We start from the raw sequence: 18,857 nt of genomic DNA on the forward strand, positions 1-18,857 counted from the left end.
GGTTCCCGCCGGTCAACCGCTCGGCGCGGGCCGGACATCCGTACCGTTAGTGTGGGGCCCCGTCCGAGAGACGCGCCAACGCCCCGCCGGGGCGCGCGTGTACACCGATGCAGCCCCCGGGGGGGGACCCCCTCCGGACCCGGCCGGAGGGCCCGTACCCCGATGTCCGTGCACAGCCACTCGGCGGCGCCGAACGCGGCCGCCGCCGCCCCTGAGTTCCCCCGGCACGTCGTCACCGCCGTGCTCGTCTCGCACGACGGCGCACGCTGGCTGCCCCATGTGCTCGGCGGACTGCTGGGGCAGGAGCGCCCCGTGCAGAACGTCGTCGCCGCCGACACAGGCAGCGCCGACGACTCCGCCCGTCTGGTGACCGAGGCGCTGGGCGGCGAGCGCGTCCTCCACCTGGCCCGGCGTACGAGCTTCGGCACGGCCGTCGACGAGGCGACCCGCACGGCCGGCGTCCTCACCCCCGACGACCTGCCGTACCTGAAGCGCCCCAGCGGCTGGGACCCCGTCACCCGCAGCTGGCGCGACGACGCGTACGACCTGCCGGAGCTTCCGCACGGCGAACCGGTCCAGTGGCTCTGGCTGCTGCACGACGACAGCGCCCCCGAGCCGGACGCGCTCGCCGAGATGCTCCGCGTCGTCGACAACGACAAGCACGCCGCGATCGTCGGACCCAAGCTGCGGGGCTGGTACGACCGCAAGCAGCTCCTCGAGGTCGGCGTCTCCATCGCCAACAGCGGACGCCGCTGGACCGGACTGGACCGCCGCGAACAGGACCAGGGCCAGCACGACCAGGTCCGTACGGTGCTCTCCGTCTCCTCAGCCGGCATGCTGGTGCGCCGCGACGTCTGGGAGGAGCTCGGCGGGTTCGACCGCAGGCTCCCGCTGATGCGTGACGACGTCGACCTCTGCTGGCGCGCGCACATGGCCGGCCACCGGGTGCTCGTCGCCCCCGACGCCGTCCTGCGGCATGCCGAGGCCTCCGCCAGGGAACGCCGCCCCATCGACTGTGCCGGACGCTCCGTCGCCAGCCCGCACCGCGTCGACAAGGCCGGCGCCGTCTACACGATGCTCGTCAACGCCCGCGGCAAACAGCTGCCGTGGGCCCTGGTCCGTCTCGTCGTCGGCACCCTGCTGCGCACCCTCGCCTACCTCGTCGGCAAGGTGCCCGGGCAGGCGCTCGACGAGGTCGCCGGACTCTTCGGCACCCTGCTGCGCCCCGGGCGGATCCTCGCCGCGCGCCGCGCGCGCAAGGGAGGAGCGGTGGACGCGGCCGAGCTGCGGTCGCTCTTCCCGCCGCCCGGCGCCACGGTCCGGGCCACCGTCGAGCAGGTCGCCGGCAACTTCGGCAACCGCACCGACTCCGACTCCGGCGGCTCGCGGCACGGAGCGGTGGAGTCCGGGCCCGGCGGTGACGACGCCGACTTCCTGGAGATCGAACAGTTCGCACGGCTCAAGAAGGTCGGCCGCAAGCCCGGCCCCGTGCTCTTCGCGCTCCTTCTCCTCGTCTCGCTGGTGGCCTGCCGGGGTCTGCTCGGCAGTGGGGCACTCGCGGGCGGCGCACTGCTGCCCGCCCCGGCCGACGTCTCCGACCTCTGGGGGCGTTACGCGGACGGCTGGCACCCCGTCGGTACCGGCGGAACGCAGTCCGCACCTCCCTACCTCGGCGTGATCGCCGCCCTGTCGGCGCTGTTCCTCGGCTCCACGGGCTTCGCGCTGACGCTCCTGCTCGTCTGCTCGGTCCCGCTCGCCGGGCTCACCGCGTACTTCGCCTCCCGGCCGCTGATCGAGTCCCGGCTCCTGCGGGCCTGGGCGAGCGTCGCGTACGCCTTCCTGCCCGCCGCCACCGGAGCGCTGGCCACCGGGCGGCTCGGCACGGCGGTCCTGGCCGTCCTGCTTCCGCTGATCGCCCGCGCGGCCGTCGCCGCGCACGGGCTGCGGGGCGACGGTTCCACCGCACGCGGCAGCTGGCGCGCCACCTGGGCGTACACCCTGCTGCTCACCTTCACGATGGCCTTCACACCGATCGTCTGGCCGCTCGCGGTGGTCCTCGGCATCGGGGTGCTCGTGCTGCGCCGGAGCGACATCGCGGCGTACGGACTGCGCTTCCTGGCCACGGCCGGAACCCCGCTCCTGGTCCTCGCGCCCTGGTCGCTCTCCCTGCTGACCAGCCCGTCGAACTTCCTGAAGGAGGCCGGGCTCGACATCGGTACGGGCACGGCGTCCGCCCTCGACCTGCTCGGCATCAGCCCCGGCGGCCCCAAGGCCGCAGGCGGCGTCCTGCTGCTGGGCATCGTGCTGGCGGCGCTGGCCGCCCTGATGCGCGGGGAGCGGCAGTTCGCGATCCGCGCAGCCTGGGTCGTCGTGCTCGTCTCCCTGGTCTTCGCGGCGATCTCCAACGGCTCCACCTGGGCGGGGCCCGCCACGCTCGTCTACGGCATCGCGCTGCTCACCGCCGCACTCCTCGGCGCGGACGGCGCCCGGGTCCGGGTCGCCGCGCTGAGCTTCGGCTGGCGTCAGCCGGTCGCCGCGCTGATCGCCCTGGCCGCCGGGCTCGCCCCGGTCCTGGCCGCGGCGGGCTGGATGATCGGCGGCGCGGCCGGTCCGGTGGAGCGCCGCGACCCCGTGCAGGTGCCCGCCTTCGTCGCGGAGGAGAGCAACACCCGCGACCAGGCGCGCACGCTGGTGCTCGGGGGCACGTCGCCCGCCGCCGTCTCCTACAGCCTGGTCCGCGGCTCGGGTGCCCGTCTGGGCGACGCCGAGCTCACCGAGGCCGGCGGCAGCAACACCCACCTCGACAAGGTCGTCGCCAACCTGGTCGCGGGCTCCGGTGCGGACCAGGGCAGCCAGCTCAGCGGCTTCGCGATCCGCTACGTACTCGTACGGGACGGGGCGCCCCGGCAGATGAGCCGGGTGCTGGACTCGACTCCGGGTCTGAGCAGGCTCAGCCAGCTGGACGGCAGCGCCCTGTGGCGGGTCGACCGTCAGGTCTCCCGGCTCGCGGTCGTCCCCTCCGGCGAGGGCGCCGAGCCCGTACCCGTCGGATCGCAGGCCGTCGAGGCGCACAGCGAGATCCCCGAGGGCGGTTCCGGCCGGGTCCTCCGGATCGCCGACGCGGCCGATCCGGGCTGGCAGGCCACGCTGAACGGCAAGGCACTGACCCCGAAGACGGTGGACGGCTGGGCACAGGGTTTCGAGCTGCCCGCCGAGGGCGGCACGCTGGACCTCACCTTCGACGAACCCGTCACCCACACCGCCTGGGTCTGGGCGCAGGTGGCGCTCGGCGTCGTCCTGGTGGTGATGGCCCTGCCGGGCCGCCGCCGGGAGATCGACGACGACCTGCCGGAGGAGACCGAGGCCGTCGCGGCCGAGCCGGTCGCCGGTGAGGGACGCCGGGCCCGCAGGCTGCGCGCGGCGGCCCAGGCGGAAGCGGCGGCGGGAGACGACGCGGCGGGGGCGGGGCACGCGGAGGAAGGCGCGGCGACCGGGTACGGCGAGGCGGCTCCGGGCGTTCCGGAGCAGACGCCGGGGGAGTACATCCCGGCGCAGCAGAACGCCGACCCGTACGCGGCGGTCCCTGGTCCCCGGGACGGTACGGACCCGTACGCGGGTGCCCAGGACGGTACCGACCCGTACGCGGCCGGCCAGGACGGCACCGGCAGTTACGCGGCGGTTCCGCAGCAGAACTACGGGGAGTGGGAGGCGCAGCAGTACCAGGGCGCCGACTACGGCCAGTACCAGGGCGGCCAGGACGCCGGCCAGTACTACCAGCCCGATCCCTACCAGCAGGACCCGTACCAGCAGCAGGGCGCCTACGACCCGTACGGCTACCCCCAGCAGCAGCCCTACGCCCCGGGGCCGGGCGAAGCCGCCCCGTACGACGGGCATGACGGGCACGACGAGAACGCGACCCCGGGCCAGGGCCCGTGGCCGAACGGCAACGGCAACGCATCGCGAGGCGAGTCCGAGTGAAGTCCACCCCCCTGTCCCTCATCGCGGGCGTCGTCGCCCTCGCCGCCGTCACCGGCTTCGCCGCGCTCACCGTGCCCGGTGACGAGGGCGCCACGGAGGCGAAGGCCGCTGCCCGCCTCCCTGTCGAGCGCTCCAGCCTGCTCTGCCCGGAGCCGAGCATGTCCGACCTGGCGGAGACGACGTACACGTCCTTCACCCCGGCGGGGAAGGGCGGCCAGGAGGCCGGTGCCGCCGAGCTGAAGGCGGCCGAAGCCCTCCCCGCGGACGAGGACGCGGACCAGGACGACAAGGACAAGGACGACAAGGACGAGGCGGCGGACAGCAAGCCCGTCATCTCGCTCAAGGACCTCGGCAAGCCGTCCACCGCCGAGACCTCCAAGTCCGGAGCACCCGCGCTCGTCGGCACCGCCACCGGCGCGTTCGCCCCCGGCTGGACCGCGCAGCAGACCACCATGGCCGCCGCGGGTGGTGCCCGCGGTCTGCTCGGCGTCAGCTGCACCGCCCCCGACACGGACTTCTGGTTCCCGGGGGCGAGCACCGGGAAGGCCCGTCAGGACTACGTCCACCTCACCAACCCCGACGACACCGCCGCCGTCGCGGACATCGAGCTGTACGGCGCCGAGGGCCCCCTGAAGTCCGACGTCGCGGAAGGCATCACCGTCCCGGCGAGGTCGAGCGTCCCGATGCTGATCTCGACGCTGACCAGCGAGGCCGCAGAGAACGTCACCGTCCATGTCACCACCCGGTCGGGACGTGTCGGCGCGGTCGTGAGCGCCGCCGAGGACGAGGTGGGCAGCGACTGGCTGGCCGCCTCCGCCGACCCGGCGGGCACCCAGGTCCTGCCGGGGATCCCGGCCGACGCCACCTCCGTACGCCTCGTGGCGTTCGCGCCCGGGGAGGACGACGCCGATGTGAAGGTCCAGCTCCTGGGCAAGAACGGCGCGTTCTCACCGGCCGGGAACGACACCCTGCACATCAAGTCGCAGATGACCGCGAGCGTCGACCTCAAGGACGTCACACGGGGGGAGCCCGGCTCGCTCCGGCTGACCCCCGCCGACGGCAGTAGGACTCCGGTGGTCGCCGCCCTGCGCGTGGTGCGCGGCAAGGGTGCCGAGCAGGAGGTCGCGTTCATCCCGGCCACCGGCCCCGTGGGCGAGCGGGCGAGCGTGGCCGACAACCGGGCGAAGGGCTCGGTGCTTTCCCTGACCGCCCCGGGCGAAACGGCCAAGGTCAAGGTCACCGCCTCGGCGGGCAGCGAGGGCGGCGACGCGGCCGTCAAGACGTACACGGTCAAGGGCGGCACGACGCTGGAGGTCGAGCCGGAGGCTCCGGCCGGCCTCAAGGGCGGTTACGCCCTGACGGTGGAGTCCGAGTCGGGCGGCCCGGTGCACGCCGCCCGCACGCTCATGGTCGAGGAGGGCGGCATCGACATGTTCACCGTGCAGACGCTGCCGGACGACGAGGGCATGGTCGAGGTGCCCGAGGCGGAGCAGGACCTGTCGGTCCTGGACGACTGAGGCCGCTCGCCGCGGGCGGTTCAGTCCTGCCCGTAGCGCGGGTCGACCGACTCGGGCGAGAGGCCGAGCAACTCCGCGACCTGTTCCACCACGATCTCGTGCACCAGCAGAGCGCGCTCGTCGCGGCTCTTGGTGCGGATCTCGACGGGGCGCCGGTAGACGACGATCTGGGCGGGCTGCCCCTTCTCGGCGGACAGCGCGCGCCCCAGCGGCACGGTCTCCTCGAGCGAACCCGGAACATCGAGAACCAGGAAGTCGACATCCGCCAGCTGGGGCCAGCGCCGTTCCAGCCGCTCCACGGAATCCTGGACGAGATCGCGGAAGCTCTCGGCCCTGCTGACGGACAGCGGCACCTGCGGCGGGGCGACCGGTCCGCGCATACCTCGGCCATGGCGGTCGCGGCGGCGGGGCCGTGGCTCGGGCGGGTGGGGCGGTACGGGACTGTCCATCACCGACGCAGCGTAACGCTCCTCGGCCCGGGGCCATCACGGCTCCTCCGCCGGCCCGCTCCGTGTCCCAAGATGAACATTCCGGCCAGGGTTGAGTGCGGTTCCGGTCCTTGCTCCGATCGCGGACCCTCCGTCGAACGACCGATTGTGTTCTCCCGGGTGGCCTCGATCCGGTCCCCACGCACCGGCTGCCGCGCAGGTCGGAACGGCTGTGCCGGAGCCGCGCCGGGCCCCGCGGGCGGGACGACACGACGGGGTGAGCCGGGGGAGAGTCGTCGCAGCCCGCTCAAGAGTGCGGTACCGTCCAACATCGTGAGCCCTGTACGTCGCTGTTCGCGAACCGCGTGCGGCCGTCCCGCCGTCGCGACACTGACGTACGTCTATGCCGACTCGACCGCGGTCCTCGGCCCGCTCGCCACCTATGCCGAGCCCCACTGCTACGACCTCTGCGCCGAACACGGTGAACGGCTCACCGCGCCGCGCGGTTGGGAAGTCGTCCGGCTCTCCGACCCCTCGGCTCCCACCCGCCCCAGCGGTGACGATCTCGAAGCGCTGGCCAACGCCGTGCGCGAGGCGGCCCGGCCCCAGGACCGTCAGCAGGGCGGCAGGGGCCCCCGGGCGGCGGACCCGGTGGAGGTCGCGCGCCGCGGACATCTCCGGGTGCTGCGCTCCCCGGATTCCTGACACCCCTTCCGCACCACAGGTCCCACCCGCCACCTCTCCGTACCGGAAGAAGTTTTCCGGTACGGAGCATTGACGCTGGCTTGTCGCGGACACGACCATTCCCCCACCCGTGAGAGATCGCTTCCGCATCACGGAATCCGGGGAGGCATGTGTGTTTGTCCAGCAACTCGAACCCGTAGCCGATTCGCTCGCTCTGTCCGCTCTCGTCGCTTCCCTGCCACTGGTGACCGTCCTGGTGCTGCTCGGCGCCGTCCGTATGAAGGCCCACCGCGCCGGCCTCATCGGGCTCGCCGTCGCCGTGCTCGTCGGCTGGCTGGCGTTCGGCATGCCGGTCGGGCAGACCCTGTCCGCGGGGGCGCAAGGCGTCCTCTTCGGGCTCTTCCCCATCATGTGGATCGTCGTCAACGCCCTCTGGGTGTACCGGATGACCGTCCGCACCCACCACTTCGACATCCTGCGGCGCTCCTTCGGCCGGGTCTCCGACGACCCCCGCATCCAGGCCCTGGTCATCGCCTTCTGCTTCGGCGCGCTCCTGGAGGCGCTGGCGGGCTTCGGCGCACCCGTGGCGATCTGCTCGGTCATGCTCGTCGCGCTCGGCTTCGACCCGGTCAAGGCCGCGGTTGTCTCCCTGGTCGCCAACACCGCGCCCGTCGCCTTCGGCGCCATGGGCACGCCCGTGGTGACCCTCGCCCAGGTCACCGGCCTGCCGCTGGACGACGTCGCCACGGTCGTCGGCCGCCAGACTCCGCTGCTCGCACTCGTCGTCCCACTGATCCTGGTCTTCCTGGTCGACGGCAGGCGAGGGCTGCGGGAGACCTGGATGCCCGCGCTCGTCTGCGGGGTGGCCTTCGCCGTCGCGCAGTTCGCCGCGTCCAACTTCGTGTCCGCCCAGCTCGCCGACATCGCGGCCGCTCTGGTGGGCGCGGGCGCGCTGATCGCCGTCCCCGGTGCCCGCAGGCCCGCCGACGAGCCCGTACGCGCCGCCGTCCTGACGGGCGTGCGCAGCGAGGACCTGGACCAGGAGGACCCGCGCCGCGAGGTGCTGCGCGCCTACGCCCCGTACGCGCTGATCGTCGCGGTGTTCTCCATCGCCCAGATCCCGCCCGTCAAGCGGCTGCTCGCCGAGGCGACGCGCGTCTTCGACTGGCCGTTCCTCGATGTCGCGGGGCCCGACGGCGAACCCGTCGGCGCCAACGAGTTCTCCCTCCCGCTCATCGGCACCGGCGGCACCCTCGTCCTGATCGCCGGCCTGATCACCGCCGTCGTCATCGGCGTACGGGCAGGAACCGCCGCGCGGGAGTGGGCGGCCACCGTGCACGAACTGCGCTACGCGATCCTCACCGTGACGTCCGTCCTCGCCCTCGCCTACGTCATGAACCTCTCCGGCCAGGCCGCCACCATCGGGCAGTCCGTCGCCGCGGCCGGTGCCGGGCTCGCCTTCCTCTCGCCGGTGCTCGGCTGGTTCGGCGTCGCCGTCTCCGGCTCCGACACCTCGGCCAACGCCCTCTTCGGTGCGCTCCAGGTGTCCGCCGCACGGGAGTCCGGCCTCTCGCCGGAGCTCCTCGCCGCCGCCAACAGCTCCGGGGGAGTGCTGGGCAAGATGATCTCCCCGCAGAATCTGACGATCGCCTGCGCGGCCGTCGGTCTCGCCGGACGCGAGGGGGATCTGCTGCGGAAGGTACTGCCGTGGAGCCTCGGCCTGCTGCTGGTGATGTGCCTGGTCGTGATGGCCCAGAGCACGGCGGTGCTGGGCTGGATGCTCCCCTGACCGGAGGTCCCGGGCCGCCGGGTAGTTTGGGCGGTCCGTAAAGATCCCAGGAGGACCGGCCGTGGTTGCTGACCTGTCGCAGCTCGTGAAGGCGTACGACGTGCGCGGAGTCGTGCCCGACCAGTGGGACGAGCCGCTCGCCGAACTGTTCGGCGCGGCCTTCGTCCAGGTCACCGACGCGGACGCGATCGTGATCGGCCACGACATGCGGCCGTCCTCGCCAGGTCTGGCCGCGGCCTTCGCCCGCGGTGCGACGGCACGCGGCGCCGACGTGACCCTCATCGGGCTCTGCTCGACGGACCAGCTGTACTACGCGTCCGGAGCGCTGGACCTGCCGGGAGCGATGTTCACGGCCTCGCACAACCCGGCGCGGTACAACGGCATCAAGCTGTGCCGCGCCGGGGCCGCGCCCGTGGGCCAGGACACCGGCCTGACCGAGATCCGCACCCTGGTCGAGCAGTGGTCGGAGCACGGCCTCCCCGCCACGGCCGCCACCGCCCCGGGCACGGTCACCGAGCGCGACACCCTCACCGACTACGCCGCGCACCTGCTGGGCCTCGTCGGCCTCTCCGGGATCCGTCCGCTCAAGGTCGTCGTGGACGCCGGCAACGGCATGGGCGGCCACACCGTCCCCACCGTCTTCGCGGGCCTCCCCCTCGACCTCGTACCCATGTACTTCGAGCTCGACGGCACCTTCCCCAACCACGAGGCCAACCCGCTCGACCCGAAGAACATCGTCGACCTCCAGGCCCGCGTCCTCGCCGAGGGGGCCGACCTCGGCCTCGCCTTCGACGGCGACGCGGACCGCTGCTTCGTCGTCGACGAGCGCGGCGAAGGCGTGTCACCGTCCGCGATCACCGCCCTGGTGGCCGCCCGTGAGCTGGCCCGCAACGGCGGCAAGGGCACCGTCATCCACAACCTGATCACCTCCTGGTCGGTCCCCGAAGTCGTACGCGAGAACGGCGGCACCCCCGTCCGTACCCGCGTCGGCCACTCCTTCATCAAGGCCGAGATGGCCGAGCACGGCGCGATCTTCGGCGGTGAGCACTCCGCGCACTACTACTTCCGCGACTTCTGGAACGCCGACACGGGCATGCTCGCCGCCCTCCACGTCCTCGCCGCACTGGGAAGCCAGGACGGGCCGCTCTCCGGGCTCCTCGACCGGTACGACCGCTACTCGGGATCTGGCGAGATCAACTCCACCGTGGCCGACCAGGCGGACCGGCTGGCTGCGATCAGGGCGGCGTACCGCCACCGCGACGACGTACGGTTCGACGACCTGGACGGGCTCACGGTGACCGGCGGCGACTGGTGGTTCAACCTCCGGGCCTCCAACACCGAGCCCCTGCTGCGTCTGAACGTCGAGGCACGGGACGAGAAGACCATGGCTGCGGTACGCGACGAGGTCCTCGCCGTCGTCCGCGCGTGACCGCTCCGCATCCGTGCGGCGTGCCCGAGATGTCAGCGCCGCCCGCGACCGCCCGCCGCCCTTCGGATGCACGCCGCCGACGCATGCCCCGTCGGGCGGGGACTGCCGGGCCGCGACCCTCCCGGCCCGGCGGTAGGCTGACCACGCCCCAAGCTCCGCGGACTCGAACCGGGTCCGGACCGGATCCGCACCGCATGCCCGAAGGGACCCACCCCATGCCGCTCGAAGCCGGCCTTCTGGAGATCCTCGCCTGCCCGGCCTGCCACGCCGGCCTCGACGACCGGTCCGCGGCCGAGAGCCCCGAGCTGGTCTGCACCGGCGCGGACTGCGGTCTCGCCTACCCGGTGCGGGACGGCATCCCGGTGCTCCTCGTCGACGAGGCCCGCCGCCCCGCCTAACCCGCACCCTGATCAGCACGGTGATCGGAGGCCCACCACCATGCTCGACGAGTCGCTGCTCGACGCACCGGAAGCACTGGCCCGAGCCGACCGGCGAGGCCTGCTGCGCGGCGCCGCCGAGGCCGGAGCCCGCGTCCGCACCGCCACCCGGCACGCCGCCGAGGCCGGAATCGGTGCCCTGGCCCCCGAAGGACGGCCCCGCGCCGTCCTCGTCGCGGGACCCGGCACCGCCGCGACCGGCGTCGCCGACCTGATCGGCGCCCTCGCCGGCGCCTCCGCGCCCGTCACCGCGATCCGCCCCACCGGGGTCGCGGCCGCCGCCGGAGCGCTGCGCTGGGCGCTGCCCGGCTGGGCCGGATCCGTGGACCTGCTGCTCATCGCCACGCCCGACGGTTCGGAACCGGGCCTCGCGCTGCTCGCCGAGCAGGCCTACCGCCGCGGCTGCACGGTCGTCGCCGTCGCGCCCGTCCGGTCCCCGCTGCGCGAAGCCGTCGACGGGGTCCACGGACTCGTCGTGCCCATGGCGGCCGCCCCGCACGGTGAGTACGACGCCGAGACCTCGGCGGCAGGCCCCGGCACGCTCTGGGCCCTCCTCACCCCGCTGCTCGCCCTCCTGGACCGCGTGGGCCTGATCGAAGCGCCCCCGGAGACCCTGCAGAAGGTCGCCGACCGCCTCGACCGCACCGCCGAGCGCTGCGGGCCGGCCATCGCCACGTACAGCAACCCGGCCAAGACACTCGCCGCGGAACTCGCCGACAGCCTGCCCCTCGTCTGGACGGAGGGTGAGGCCGCGGGCCCCGTCGGGCGCCGCTTCGCGGCTGTCCTGGCCGAGCTCGCCGGCCGCCCGGCCCTCGTGGCCGAGCTGCCGGAGGCGCTGCCCTCCCACGGGGGGCTGCTCGCCGGAGCGTTCGCGGCGGGGGCCGACCCCGACGACTTCTTCCGGGACCGGGTGGACGAGCCCGAGGCCATGCGCGCCCGCGTCGTCCTGCTCCGCGACCGGCCCACCAGCGGCCTGACCGCGAGCCCGGCCGCCCGTGAACTGGCCCTGAGCCACGACACGGCCATCAGCGAACTCGAACCCGAGGAGGGCAGCGAGCTCGAGGCCCTCGCCGAGCTCCTCGCGGTCACCGACTTCGCCGCCGTCTACGCCTCCCTGGCGTCCGACAACCGGGCCTGACGGCCTGCCACCCCTGGGCGCCCACGCCCGCGCATCCCACGAGGACTCATCTCCATGGACCGGCTCTCCAACACCGTGCGCCCCTACGCCTGGGGGTCCACCACGGCCATCCCCGAGCTGCTCGGCACAGCCCCGACCGGCGAACCGCAGGCCGAGATGTGGATGGGAGCCCACCCGGGAGCCCCTTCGCGCGTCGACCGCCCCGCAGGCGTGTCCGCGGGGGACGCGACGGACACGGCAGGCTCCGCGGCTTCCGCGACGGGGGAGCGGTCCCTCACGGACGTCATCGCGGCCGACCCCGAGCGTGAACTCGGCGCCCCGGCCGTCCGGGCGTTCGGCCCCCGGCTTCCCTTCCTGCTCAAGCTGCTCGCGGCCGGCGCCCCGCTGTCCCTCCAGGTCCACCCCGACCTCGCGCAGGCACAGCAGGGTTACGCGGACGAGGAAGCCCGGGGCATCCCGGTGGACGCGCCGCACCGCACCTACAAGGACGCCAACCACAAGCCCGAGCTGATCTGCGCGCTCACGCCCTTCGACGGGCTGTGCGGCTTCCGAAGGCCCGCCGAGGCCGCCGACCTGATGGCAGCCCTCGGCGTGGACTCCCTCAAGCCCTTCGTGGACCTGCTCCGCGCCCACCCCGAGGACGGGGCACTGCGCGAGGTCCTCACGGCGATCCTCACCGCGGACCCCGACGAGATGGCGCACACGGTCGCCGAGGCGGCCGAGGCCGCCGGGCGGCTCGGCGGCGCCCATGCCCCGTACGCCCAGATCGCCCACCACTACCCCGGCGACCCCGGCGTCATCGCGGCCATGCTGCTGAACTACGTACAACTCCAGCCGGGCGAAGCGATGTTCCTCGGAGCGGGCGTGCCCCACGCCTATCTCGGCGGCCTCGGTGTCGAGATCATGGCCAACTCCGACAACGTGCTGCGCTGCGGTCTGACCCCCAAGCACGTCGACGTCCCCGAACTGCTCCGTATCGTCCGCTTCGAAGCCACCGAGCCCGGCATCCTGCGCCCCGAGGCCGCGCCAAGCGGCGAGGAGGTGTACGAGACGCCGGTCGACGAATTCCGGCTGTCGCGTTACGTCCTGCCCTCCGGTGGCGGCCCCGTCGACCTCACGGCGCCCACCGCTCAGATCCTGCTCTGCACGGCAGGCGCCCCCCGGGCAGGCGAGATCACTCTCGCACCGGGCGAATCCGTGTTCGTCCCGGCGGACGAAGCGGTAGAAGCGGCCGGTGAGGGAACGCTCTTCCGTGCGACCGTGGTGGTCTGACGTACCCGTCCGCACCAGAGGCTGCAACAATGTCCGGCCGTAACGCGGCGCCCGTGCCGCAGCACCGAGGAAGGGACACCCGGCACCCATGAGCGCGTCAGGCGGAACCAAGGCGATCGTGGCGGCACTCGCCGCCAACCTCGCGATCGCAGTGGCCAAATTCGTGGCGTTCCTCTTCAGTGGCTCTTCATCGATGCTGGCGGAGAGCGTCCACTCACTGGCGGACTCGGGCAACCAGGGGCTCCTGCTGCTCGGCGGCAAGAAGGCCCAGCGGGAGGCGACCCCCCAGCACCCCTTCGGTTACGGGCGTGAGCGCTACATCTACGCCTTCCTGGTCTCCATCGTCCTGTTCTCGGTCGGTGGCATGTTCGCGATCTACGAGGGCTACGAGAAGATCAAGCACCCGCACGAGATCGAGGCCTGGTACTGGCCGGTCGGCGTGCTGATCTTCGCGATCATCGCCGAGAGCTTCTCCTTCCGTACGGCCATCACGGAGTCCAACCAGACCCGCGGCAAGCTGTCCTGGACGCAGTTCGTCCGCCGGGCCAAGGCGCCCGAGCTTCCCGTCGTCCTCCTCGAGGACCTCGGTGCGCTCGTCGGGCTGATCCTGGCCCTCGGTGGCGTCGGCCTGGCCCTGGGCACCGGAAACGGCGTGTGGGACGGCATCGGCACCCTGTGCATCGGCATCCTGCTGATCGTGATCGCGATCGTCCTCGCCGCGGAGACGAAGTCGCTGCTGCTCGGTGAGGCGGCCGGCACCGAGGACGTCGAGAAGATCCAGGCCTCCGTGGTCGACGGCGACACCGTCACCCGCATCATCCACATGCGCACGCTCCACCTCGGTCCGGAAGAGCTGCTGGTGGCGGCCAAGATCGCGGTGCGGGCCGAGGAGTCCGCCGCCGAAGTCGCGGAAGCGATCAACGCCGCCGAGAACCGGATCCGCGAGGCGGTCCCGATCGCCCGGGTCATCTACCTCGAACCCGACATCTATGACGAGAAGGCCGCTGCCGCGGGCACCAACCCGGGCAAGGTGCCGGGCAGCCCCACGTCTCCCGACGTCACACCGGCGGAATCCGGCCACTGACCCGCTGAAGATCAGCCCCGAACGGCCCCGTGACCCACGCCGCCCCCCAGGCGGACTGGGGCTCGCTGGGCCGTTCGGTGTAGATTCGGGGGAGTACCAGACGTCGCTGCTGATGGCGGTCGATCGGTCCGCGCAAGTGGACCGGCCGAGGGAGAGAGGGCCTCCGACGGACTGCACTGCGGATCGCCCGGGCATTCGTGTGCCCGTCGTGGCCGCCGCAGAGCCAGCCGACCACCCTCGACCCACTACGAGGAGCAGCCCGTTATGACGACGGCCGCCAATCGCCAGGACTTCAAGGTCGCCGACCTTTCCCTCGCCGCCTTCGGGCGCAAGGAGATCACCCTCGCCGAGCACGAGATGCCCGGCCTGATGTCGATCCGCAAGGAGTACACCGCCGCCCAGCCGCTGGCCGGAGCACGGATCACCGGCTCCCTGCACATGACCGTGCAGACCGCGGTGCTCATCGAGACCCTCGTCGCCCTGGGCGCCGAGGTCCGCTGGGCCTCCTGCAACATCTACTCGACCCAGGACCACGCCGCCGCAGCGATCGCGGTCGGTCCGAACGGGACCCCGGACGCCCCCGCCGGTGTCCCGGTCTTCGCCTGGAAGGGCGAGACCCTGGAGGAGTACTGGTGGTGCACGGAGCAGGCTCTGACCTGGCCGAACACCGCCACCGGCGGCCCGAACATGATCCTCGACGACGGTGGTGACGCCACCCTCCTCGTCCACAAGGGCGTCGAGTTCGAGAAGGCCGGCGAGGCCCCGGACCCGTCGACGGCGGACAGCGAGGAGTACGCCTACATCCTCACCCTCCTGAACCGCACCCTCGGCGAGTCCCCGCAGAAGTGGACCCAGCTGGCGTCCGAGATCCGCGGCGTGACCGAGGAGACCACGACCGGTGTGCACCGGCTGTACGAGATGCACCGCGACGGCACCCTCCTTTTCCCGGCGATCAACGTCAACGACGCGGTCACCAAGTCGAAGTTCGACAACAAGTACGGATGCCGCCACTCGCTGATCGACGGCATCAACCGCGCCACCGACGTCCTGATCGGCGGCAAGACCGCCGTCGTCTGCGGCTACGGCGACGTGGGCAAGGGCTGTGCGGAGTCCCTCCGCGGCCAGGGCGCCCGGGTGATCATCACGGAGATCGACCCGATCTGCGCCCTGCAGGCCGCGATGGACGGTTACCAGGTCACGACGCTGGACGACGTGGTGGAGACCGCGGACATCTTCGTCACGACGACGGGCAACAAGGACATCATCATGGCCTCGGACATGGCCCGGATGAAGCACCAGGCGATCGTCGGCAACATCGGCCACTTCGACAACGAGATCGACATGGCCGGCCTGGCGAAGATCGACGGCATCGTCAAGGACGAGGTCAAGCCGCAGGTCCACACCTGGAAGTTCCCGGACGGCAAGGTCCTGATCGTCCTGTCCGAGGGCCGTCTGCTGAACCTCGGCAACGCCACCGGTCACCCCTCGTTCGTCATGTCCAACTCGTTCGCGGACCAGACCCTGGCCCAGATCGAGCTGTTCACCAAGCCCGAGGCGTACCCGACCGATGTCTATGTGCTGCCGAAGCACCTGGACGAGAAGGTCGCCCGCCTCCACCTCGACGCGCTGGGCGTGAAGCTCACGACCCTGCGCCAGGAGCAGGCCGACTACATCGGCGTCCCGGTGGAAGGCCCGTACAAGTCCGACCTCTACCGCTACTGAGCCGGCCGTCGGCCGACGGCCGGCTCAGCTCTCAGCAGCAGGTCCGAGCGCAGGCCCCCGCACCCCCGTGCCGGGGGCCTGCCCCGTACCGCACCCGCACAGCCCGAGGAACCCGAAGGACCCCATGCCCCGCGGCCGTTATTCGCTCCACGATGTCCACGACCACACCCCCCTCGGCGAAGAACACTTCCACTGCGCGCCCGGCCCCTCCGGCTGGCGCTATGTCTCCCAGACCACGGCTCCCTCGGGCGCCCACCTGGGTTCCGTCGATCTGGTCCTGGACGATCTCGGCCGCCCCATCCGCCTCGAACTGCACGCCGCGAGCTGGCAGATCCGCGGGGCCGCCCTCGACGGGGTCACCTGGGTACGGACCGACCCCACCGGCACTCATGCCACCGAAGGCAATGTCCGCGCCCACACCTTCTCCGGCACGTCCCCCGCTTTCCTCGTCGCCACTGCCAGGCTCCTGCGCCTCACCCCCGCTTCCCCCGCGACCCGCGTCCGTCTGGTCACCTTCACGGACCCGGTTCTCGCCCCCCGTACCGTCGAGCAGTCCTGGTCGCTGCTGAACAGTGAAGCGCACGCCACTGACAACGGGCCTCTGATCGTGGACGAATACCAGGTCAACGCACTGGACACCGGCGATCAGCACGCCGTGCACATCGCGGGTGACGTGGTGCTGGCGGCCCCGGGCATCGAGCTCGAGCACCTCGAATCCCCGCCCTCGGCCAAGCCCGGGGCGCCGGACGGGGCTTGAGCCGAGCCGAGGCACCGAACCGGACGGGAGCGGGTCGGAGCCCTGGCTCGTACGGGCTCAGGTGGAGGGTTCAGGCTGCGGGTTCGGGCGGGCGGTTCAGGCGGGCGGGTTCAGGCGGGCGGGTTCAGGCGGGCGGGGCGAAGCCGGTCGCGGCCTGCCCTTGGGCGCCGGTCCCGTCCTTGCCGGCGTCGGCGGGAGCCGCTGTGGGCGTGCCGGCGCCTGACGGCCGGACTTCCGTCGGCCGTTCGTCGGAGAACTCCCTGTTCAGAGGCGCGGGCACACGCCCGGTCACGGGCACCTGGAACGGGCCGCCGCGGCCCGCTGCGGCAGCCACCCGCCGGGCATCCCGCGTCTGCCGCTCGTTCACCACGGCCGCGAGATAAGCGGCCGCCGGTACCCCCTGCGGCACCTGGACACCCGTGCGCGCGACGAGGTCCGCGGCCAGACGCTCCGCCATGGACCCGCGCACCGTGGCATCGAGCTGGTTCATCCGAGTCAGGTACTGCCGTACGGCCAGCCAGAGCCCGTCCGGTACGCCCGAGAGATCCAGCTGCGCGAAACGGCCGACCAGCCAGGGCGGGGGAGGGGGCACCGCAACAGCCCGCCCGGCCGGCACCCGCTCACGTACGACGAGCGTTCCCGCGAACACGTCACCGAGCCGACGGCCGCGGGCGGACACCAGAGAGGCGATACAGCCCACGGCACCGAATGTCCCGAGGATCTCGACCAGCCCCATCGCCCCCCGCACGAGCGCGTGCCGGAACCGGATCGGCCCGCCGTCGTCCCGCACCACGCGAAGTCCGCAGGCGAGTTTTCCGAGCGAGCGGCCATGGCTGAGCGTCTCCACCGCGACAGGCCCGCCCACCAGCACCAGAAGGAACGTGGCGACGGCGATCGCGGCGGTGGCCGCCTCGTCGAGCGTCACGCTCGCCACGGCCAGACCGATGGACAGCACTACGAAAACGGTCAGGAGCACCGCAAGATCGATGGTGATCGCCAACGCCCGGCTGGGCAGCCTCGCCGGCTGGAGTCCCAGCACGACCGCGTCCCCGGTCACGAGCTCATTCATCGCCACCCACCCCTCGCCGCCCTTCTCTGCCCCTCGGGAACCACAGTCTGCCAAGCTGACCCGCAGCGCACCGCCGTAGTACGGACCCGTACGCACCCATGCCTGGAGCAGCAGCCGACCATGGATCTCGACGTCTTCGTGACCGCCCACCGCACCGAGTGGGACCGCCTGGACCATCTTCTGCACCGCGGGCGCAGCCTGACAGGTGACGAGGCGGACGAACTCGTCGCCCTGTACCAACGCACCGCCACCCATCTGTCCTTGATCAGGTCCAGTGCACCGGATCCCGTGCTGACCGCTCGTCTCACGCAGCTCGTGGCCCGCGCGCGCTCCACCGTGACGGGGACCCGCCGCGCCTCGTGGCGCGACGCCGCACGCTTCCTGACCGCCGGCTTCCCCGCGGCCGTCTACCGCTCGCGGCGCTGGTGGATACCCACGGCGGTGCTCTCCACGGTCCTGGCGGCCGTCATCGGCTGGTGGATCGGCACACATCCGGAGGTGCAGGCGTCGATCGCCGCCCCGGAGGACCTGCGCGCCCTGACCCGGCCCGGCGGCGAGTACGAGACGTACTACTCCAGCCATCCGGCCGCCTCGTTCGCCGCCCAGGTCTGGACGAACAACGCTCAGGCGGCGGCCATGTGCCTGGTGCTGGGGGCCTTCCTCTGCATACCGGTGATCTGGATCCTCTTCGTCAACGTGCTCAACCTCGCCGTCGGCATCGGACTGATGTCCTCGGCCGGCCGACTGGACACCTTCCTCGGGCTCGTCCTGCCGCACGGCCTGCTCGAGCTCACCGCCGTCTTCGTCGCAGCCGGCACGGGCCTCCGTCTCGGGTGGACGGTCATCGACCCGGGCCCGCGCACCAGACGTTCGGCACTGGCTCAGCAGGGCCGCGCCGCGATCGGCATGGCCATCGGGCTGGCGCTGGTTCTGTTCGTCTCCGGTGTCATCGAAGGGTTCGTCACCCCGTCGGGCCTTCCCACCTGGGCTCGCATCACCATCGGGGTCGCGGCTGAGCTGGCCTTTCTCGCCTACGTCTATGTTCTCGGAGGCCGGGCGGCCCGAGCTGGGGACACCGGGGACGTCGATGCCGGGGAGCGCAGCGCCGAGCTGCCCGCCGCGGCCTGAGGCCGATGTGCGGCTGAGGCCGCTGACCTGCTAACCTTCAGGTCGCCCACAAAGACTGTTGACACAGCCTGTGTGGGGAGGTAGATTTAAACAGTTCGAGCGAGTTGGACAACTCGCTCGGGAACGTCTAAAGTTCATCTCGCTCGTGCGGAGGACGCGATCCTCGCAGAGCCGATCGATTCTTCTCTTTCAAGCAAATGGCCGGGTTCGCTTCGGCCGAATTGCTTCTGATAAAGTCGAGTCAGCCGAAAGGCAAAGGCCACTCCACAGGCCACTGGAATCAAATTCGGACCGGAAACGGACCGGAAAAGAGTCTGGTAAAGTTGGAACCGCCGGAAAGGGAAACGCGAAAGCGAAGAACTGGAAAGCGATTGAGCAGGAACCCGCTTCGGCCGGGAATCGGACACGAAAGAGTCTGATAGAGT

General features: G+C 72.0%; 14 protein-coding genes. 12 read left to right on the forward strand and 2 right to left on the reverse strand.

Annotated features, from left to right (window positions below; genetic code table 11):
- Positions 1-162: 162 nt before the first annotated feature.
- Entirely contained in the window at positions 163-3,978 is a 3,816-nt protein-coding gene (locus tag ACIBCU_RS32305; protein WP_399235747.1) for a glycosyltransferase, read from the forward strand.
- Positions 3,975-5,495, forward strand: coding sequence for a DUF5719 family protein (locus tag ACIBCU_RS32310; RefSeq protein ID WP_399235749.1), 1,521 nt, complete (start codon positions 3,975-3,977; stop codon positions 5,493-5,495). The genes ACIBCU_RS32305 and ACIBCU_RS32310 overlap by 4 nt, the downstream gene beginning before the upstream one ends.
- Before the next feature lie 20 nt (positions 5,496-5,515).
- Here the strand turns inward: ACIBCU_RS32310 and ACIBCU_RS32315 are convergent, their stop codons facing one another.
- Positions 5,516-5,944 carry a metallopeptidase family protein gene (locus ACIBCU_RS32315; RefSeq protein ID WP_362934926.1) on the reverse strand — a complete coding sequence of 143 codons (429 nt, stop codon included), beginning with the start codon at positions 5,942-5,944 and terminating at the stop codon, positions 5,516-5,518.
- Between the two features lie 312 nt (positions 5,945-6,256).
- On the opposite strand from ACIBCU_RS32315, the gene ACIBCU_RS32320 reads away from it, so the two are divergent.
- From ACIBCU_RS32320 to ACIBCU_RS32360, 9 genes are all read left to right on the forward strand, one after another.
- A complete protein-coding gene (locus tag ACIBCU_RS32320) occupies positions 6,257-6,628 on the forward strand; it encodes a DUF3499 domain-containing protein (RefSeq protein WP_053929176.1) in 372 nt (123 codons plus the stop codon).
- Between the two features lie 151 nt (positions 6,629-6,779).
- Positions 6,780-8,396, forward strand: coding sequence for an L-lactate permease (locus tag ACIBCU_RS32325; protein WP_399235751.1), 1,617 nt, complete (start codon positions 6,780-6,782; stop codon positions 8,394-8,396).
- A 61-nt stretch (positions 8,397-8,457) separates the two neighbouring features.
- The gene (locus ACIBCU_RS32330) at positions 8,458-9,825 is read left to right on the forward strand and encodes a phosphomannomutase/phosphoglucomutase (protein WP_399235753.1); all 1,368 of its coding nucleotides are present in this window, start codon (positions 8,458-8,460) and stop codon (positions 9,823-9,825) included.
- Positions 9,826-10,040: 215 nt separating this feature from the next.
- Positions 10,041-10,223, forward strand: a complete 183-nt coding sequence (locus ACIBCU_RS32335; protein WP_073752985.1) for a Trm112 family protein — start codon at positions 10,041-10,043, stop codon at positions 10,221-10,223.
- A gap of 40 nt (positions 10,224-10,263) precedes the next feature.
- Positions 10,264-11,400: an SIS domain-containing protein gene (locus ACIBCU_RS32340; protein ID WP_362934881.1), complete on the forward strand. Its 1,137-nt coding sequence runs from the start codon at positions 10,264-10,266 to the stop codon at positions 11,398-11,400.
- A 54-nt stretch (positions 11,401-11,454) separates the two neighbouring features.
- Positions 11,455-12,672, forward strand: coding sequence for a mannose-6-phosphate isomerase, class I (gene manA / locus ACIBCU_RS32345; protein WP_399235756.1), 1,218 nt, complete (start codon positions 11,455-11,457; stop codon positions 12,670-12,672).
- A gap of 88 nt (positions 12,673-12,760) precedes the next feature.
- Positions 12,761-13,756, forward strand: coding sequence for a cation diffusion facilitator family transporter (locus ACIBCU_RS32350; RefSeq protein WP_362934887.1), 996 nt, complete (start codon positions 12,761-12,763; stop codon positions 13,754-13,756).
- Positions 13,757-14,020: 264 nt separating this feature from the next.
- Positions 14,021-15,478, forward strand: a complete 1,458-nt coding sequence (gene ahcY / locus ACIBCU_RS32355) for an adenosylhomocysteinase (protein WP_362934890.1) — start codon at positions 14,021-14,023, stop codon at positions 15,476-15,478.
- Positions 15,479-15,602: 124 nt separating this feature from the next.
- Positions 15,603-16,235 (forward strand): hypothetical protein, encoded by a 633-nt coding sequence (locus ACIBCU_RS32360; protein ID WP_399235759.1) that lies wholly within the window; start codon positions 15,603-15,605, stop codon positions 16,233-16,235.
- Positions 16,236-16,359: 124 nt separating this feature from the next.
- Here ACIBCU_RS32360 and ACIBCU_RS32365 read toward each other — a convergent pair whose 3' ends face one another.
- Positions 16,360-17,304 (reverse strand): RDD family protein, encoded by a 945-nt coding sequence (locus tag ACIBCU_RS32365; protein WP_399235761.1) that lies wholly within the window; start codon positions 17,302-17,304, stop codon positions 16,360-16,362.
- A gap of 120 nt (positions 17,305-17,424) precedes the next feature.
- Here ACIBCU_RS32365 and ACIBCU_RS32370 point away from each other — a divergent pair, with 120 nt between their 5' ends.
- Positions 17,425-18,432, forward strand: coding sequence for a stage II sporulation protein M (locus tag ACIBCU_RS32370; protein WP_362934899.1), 1,008 nt, complete (start codon positions 17,425-17,427; stop codon positions 18,430-18,432).
- Positions 18,433-18,857 lie beyond the last annotated feature (425 nt).

The sequence above is a fragment of the Streptomyces sp. NPDC051064 genome, from assembly GCF_044455985.1.
In the GTDB taxonomy this organism is placed as follows: domain Bacteria; phylum Actinomycetota; class Actinomycetes; order Streptomycetales; family Streptomycetaceae; genus Streptomyces.

What these genes read in the sequence shown, in the direction of transcription:
- ACIBCU_RS32305 (WP_399235747.1), top strand. Translation starts at nt 163, where the DNA reads ATGTCCGTGCACAGCCACTCGGCGGCGCCGAACGCGGCCGCCGCCGCC.
- ACIBCU_RS32315 (WP_362934926.1), bottom strand. Translation starts at nt 5,944, where the DNA reads ATGGACAGTCCCGTACCGCCCCACCCGCCCGAGCCACGGCCCCGCCGC.
- ACIBCU_RS32335 (WP_073752985.1), top strand. Translation starts at nt 10,041, where the DNA reads ATGCCGCTCGAAGCCGGCCTTCTGGAGATCCTCGCCTGCCCGGCCTGC.
- ACIBCU_RS32340 (WP_362934881.1), top strand. Translation starts at nt 10,264, where the DNA reads ATGCTCGACGAGTCGCTGCTCGACGCACCGGAAGCACTGGCCCGAGCC.
- manA (WP_399235756.1), top strand. Translation starts at nt 11,455, where the DNA reads ATGGACCGGCTCTCCAACACCGTGCGCCCCTACGCCTGGGGGTCCACC.
- ACIBCU_RS32350 (WP_362934887.1), top strand. Translation starts at nt 12,761, where the DNA reads ATGAGCGCGTCAGGCGGAACCAAGGCGATCGTGGCGGCACTCGCCGCC.
- ahcY (WP_362934890.1), top strand. Translation starts at nt 14,021, where the DNA reads ATGACGACGGCCGCCAATCGCCAGGACTTCAAGGTCGCCGACCTTTCC.
- ACIBCU_RS32360 (WP_399235759.1), top strand. Translation starts at nt 15,603, where the DNA reads ATGCCCCGCGGCCGTTATTCGCTCCACGATGTCCACGACCACACCCCC.
- ACIBCU_RS32365 (WP_399235761.1), bottom strand. Translation starts at nt 17,304, where the DNA reads ATGAATGAGCTCGTGACCGGGGACGCGGTCGTGCTGGGACTCCAGCCG.
- ACIBCU_RS32370 (WP_362934899.1), top strand. Translation starts at nt 17,425, where the DNA reads ATGGATCTCGACGTCTTCGTGACCGCCCACCGCACCGAGTGGGACCGC.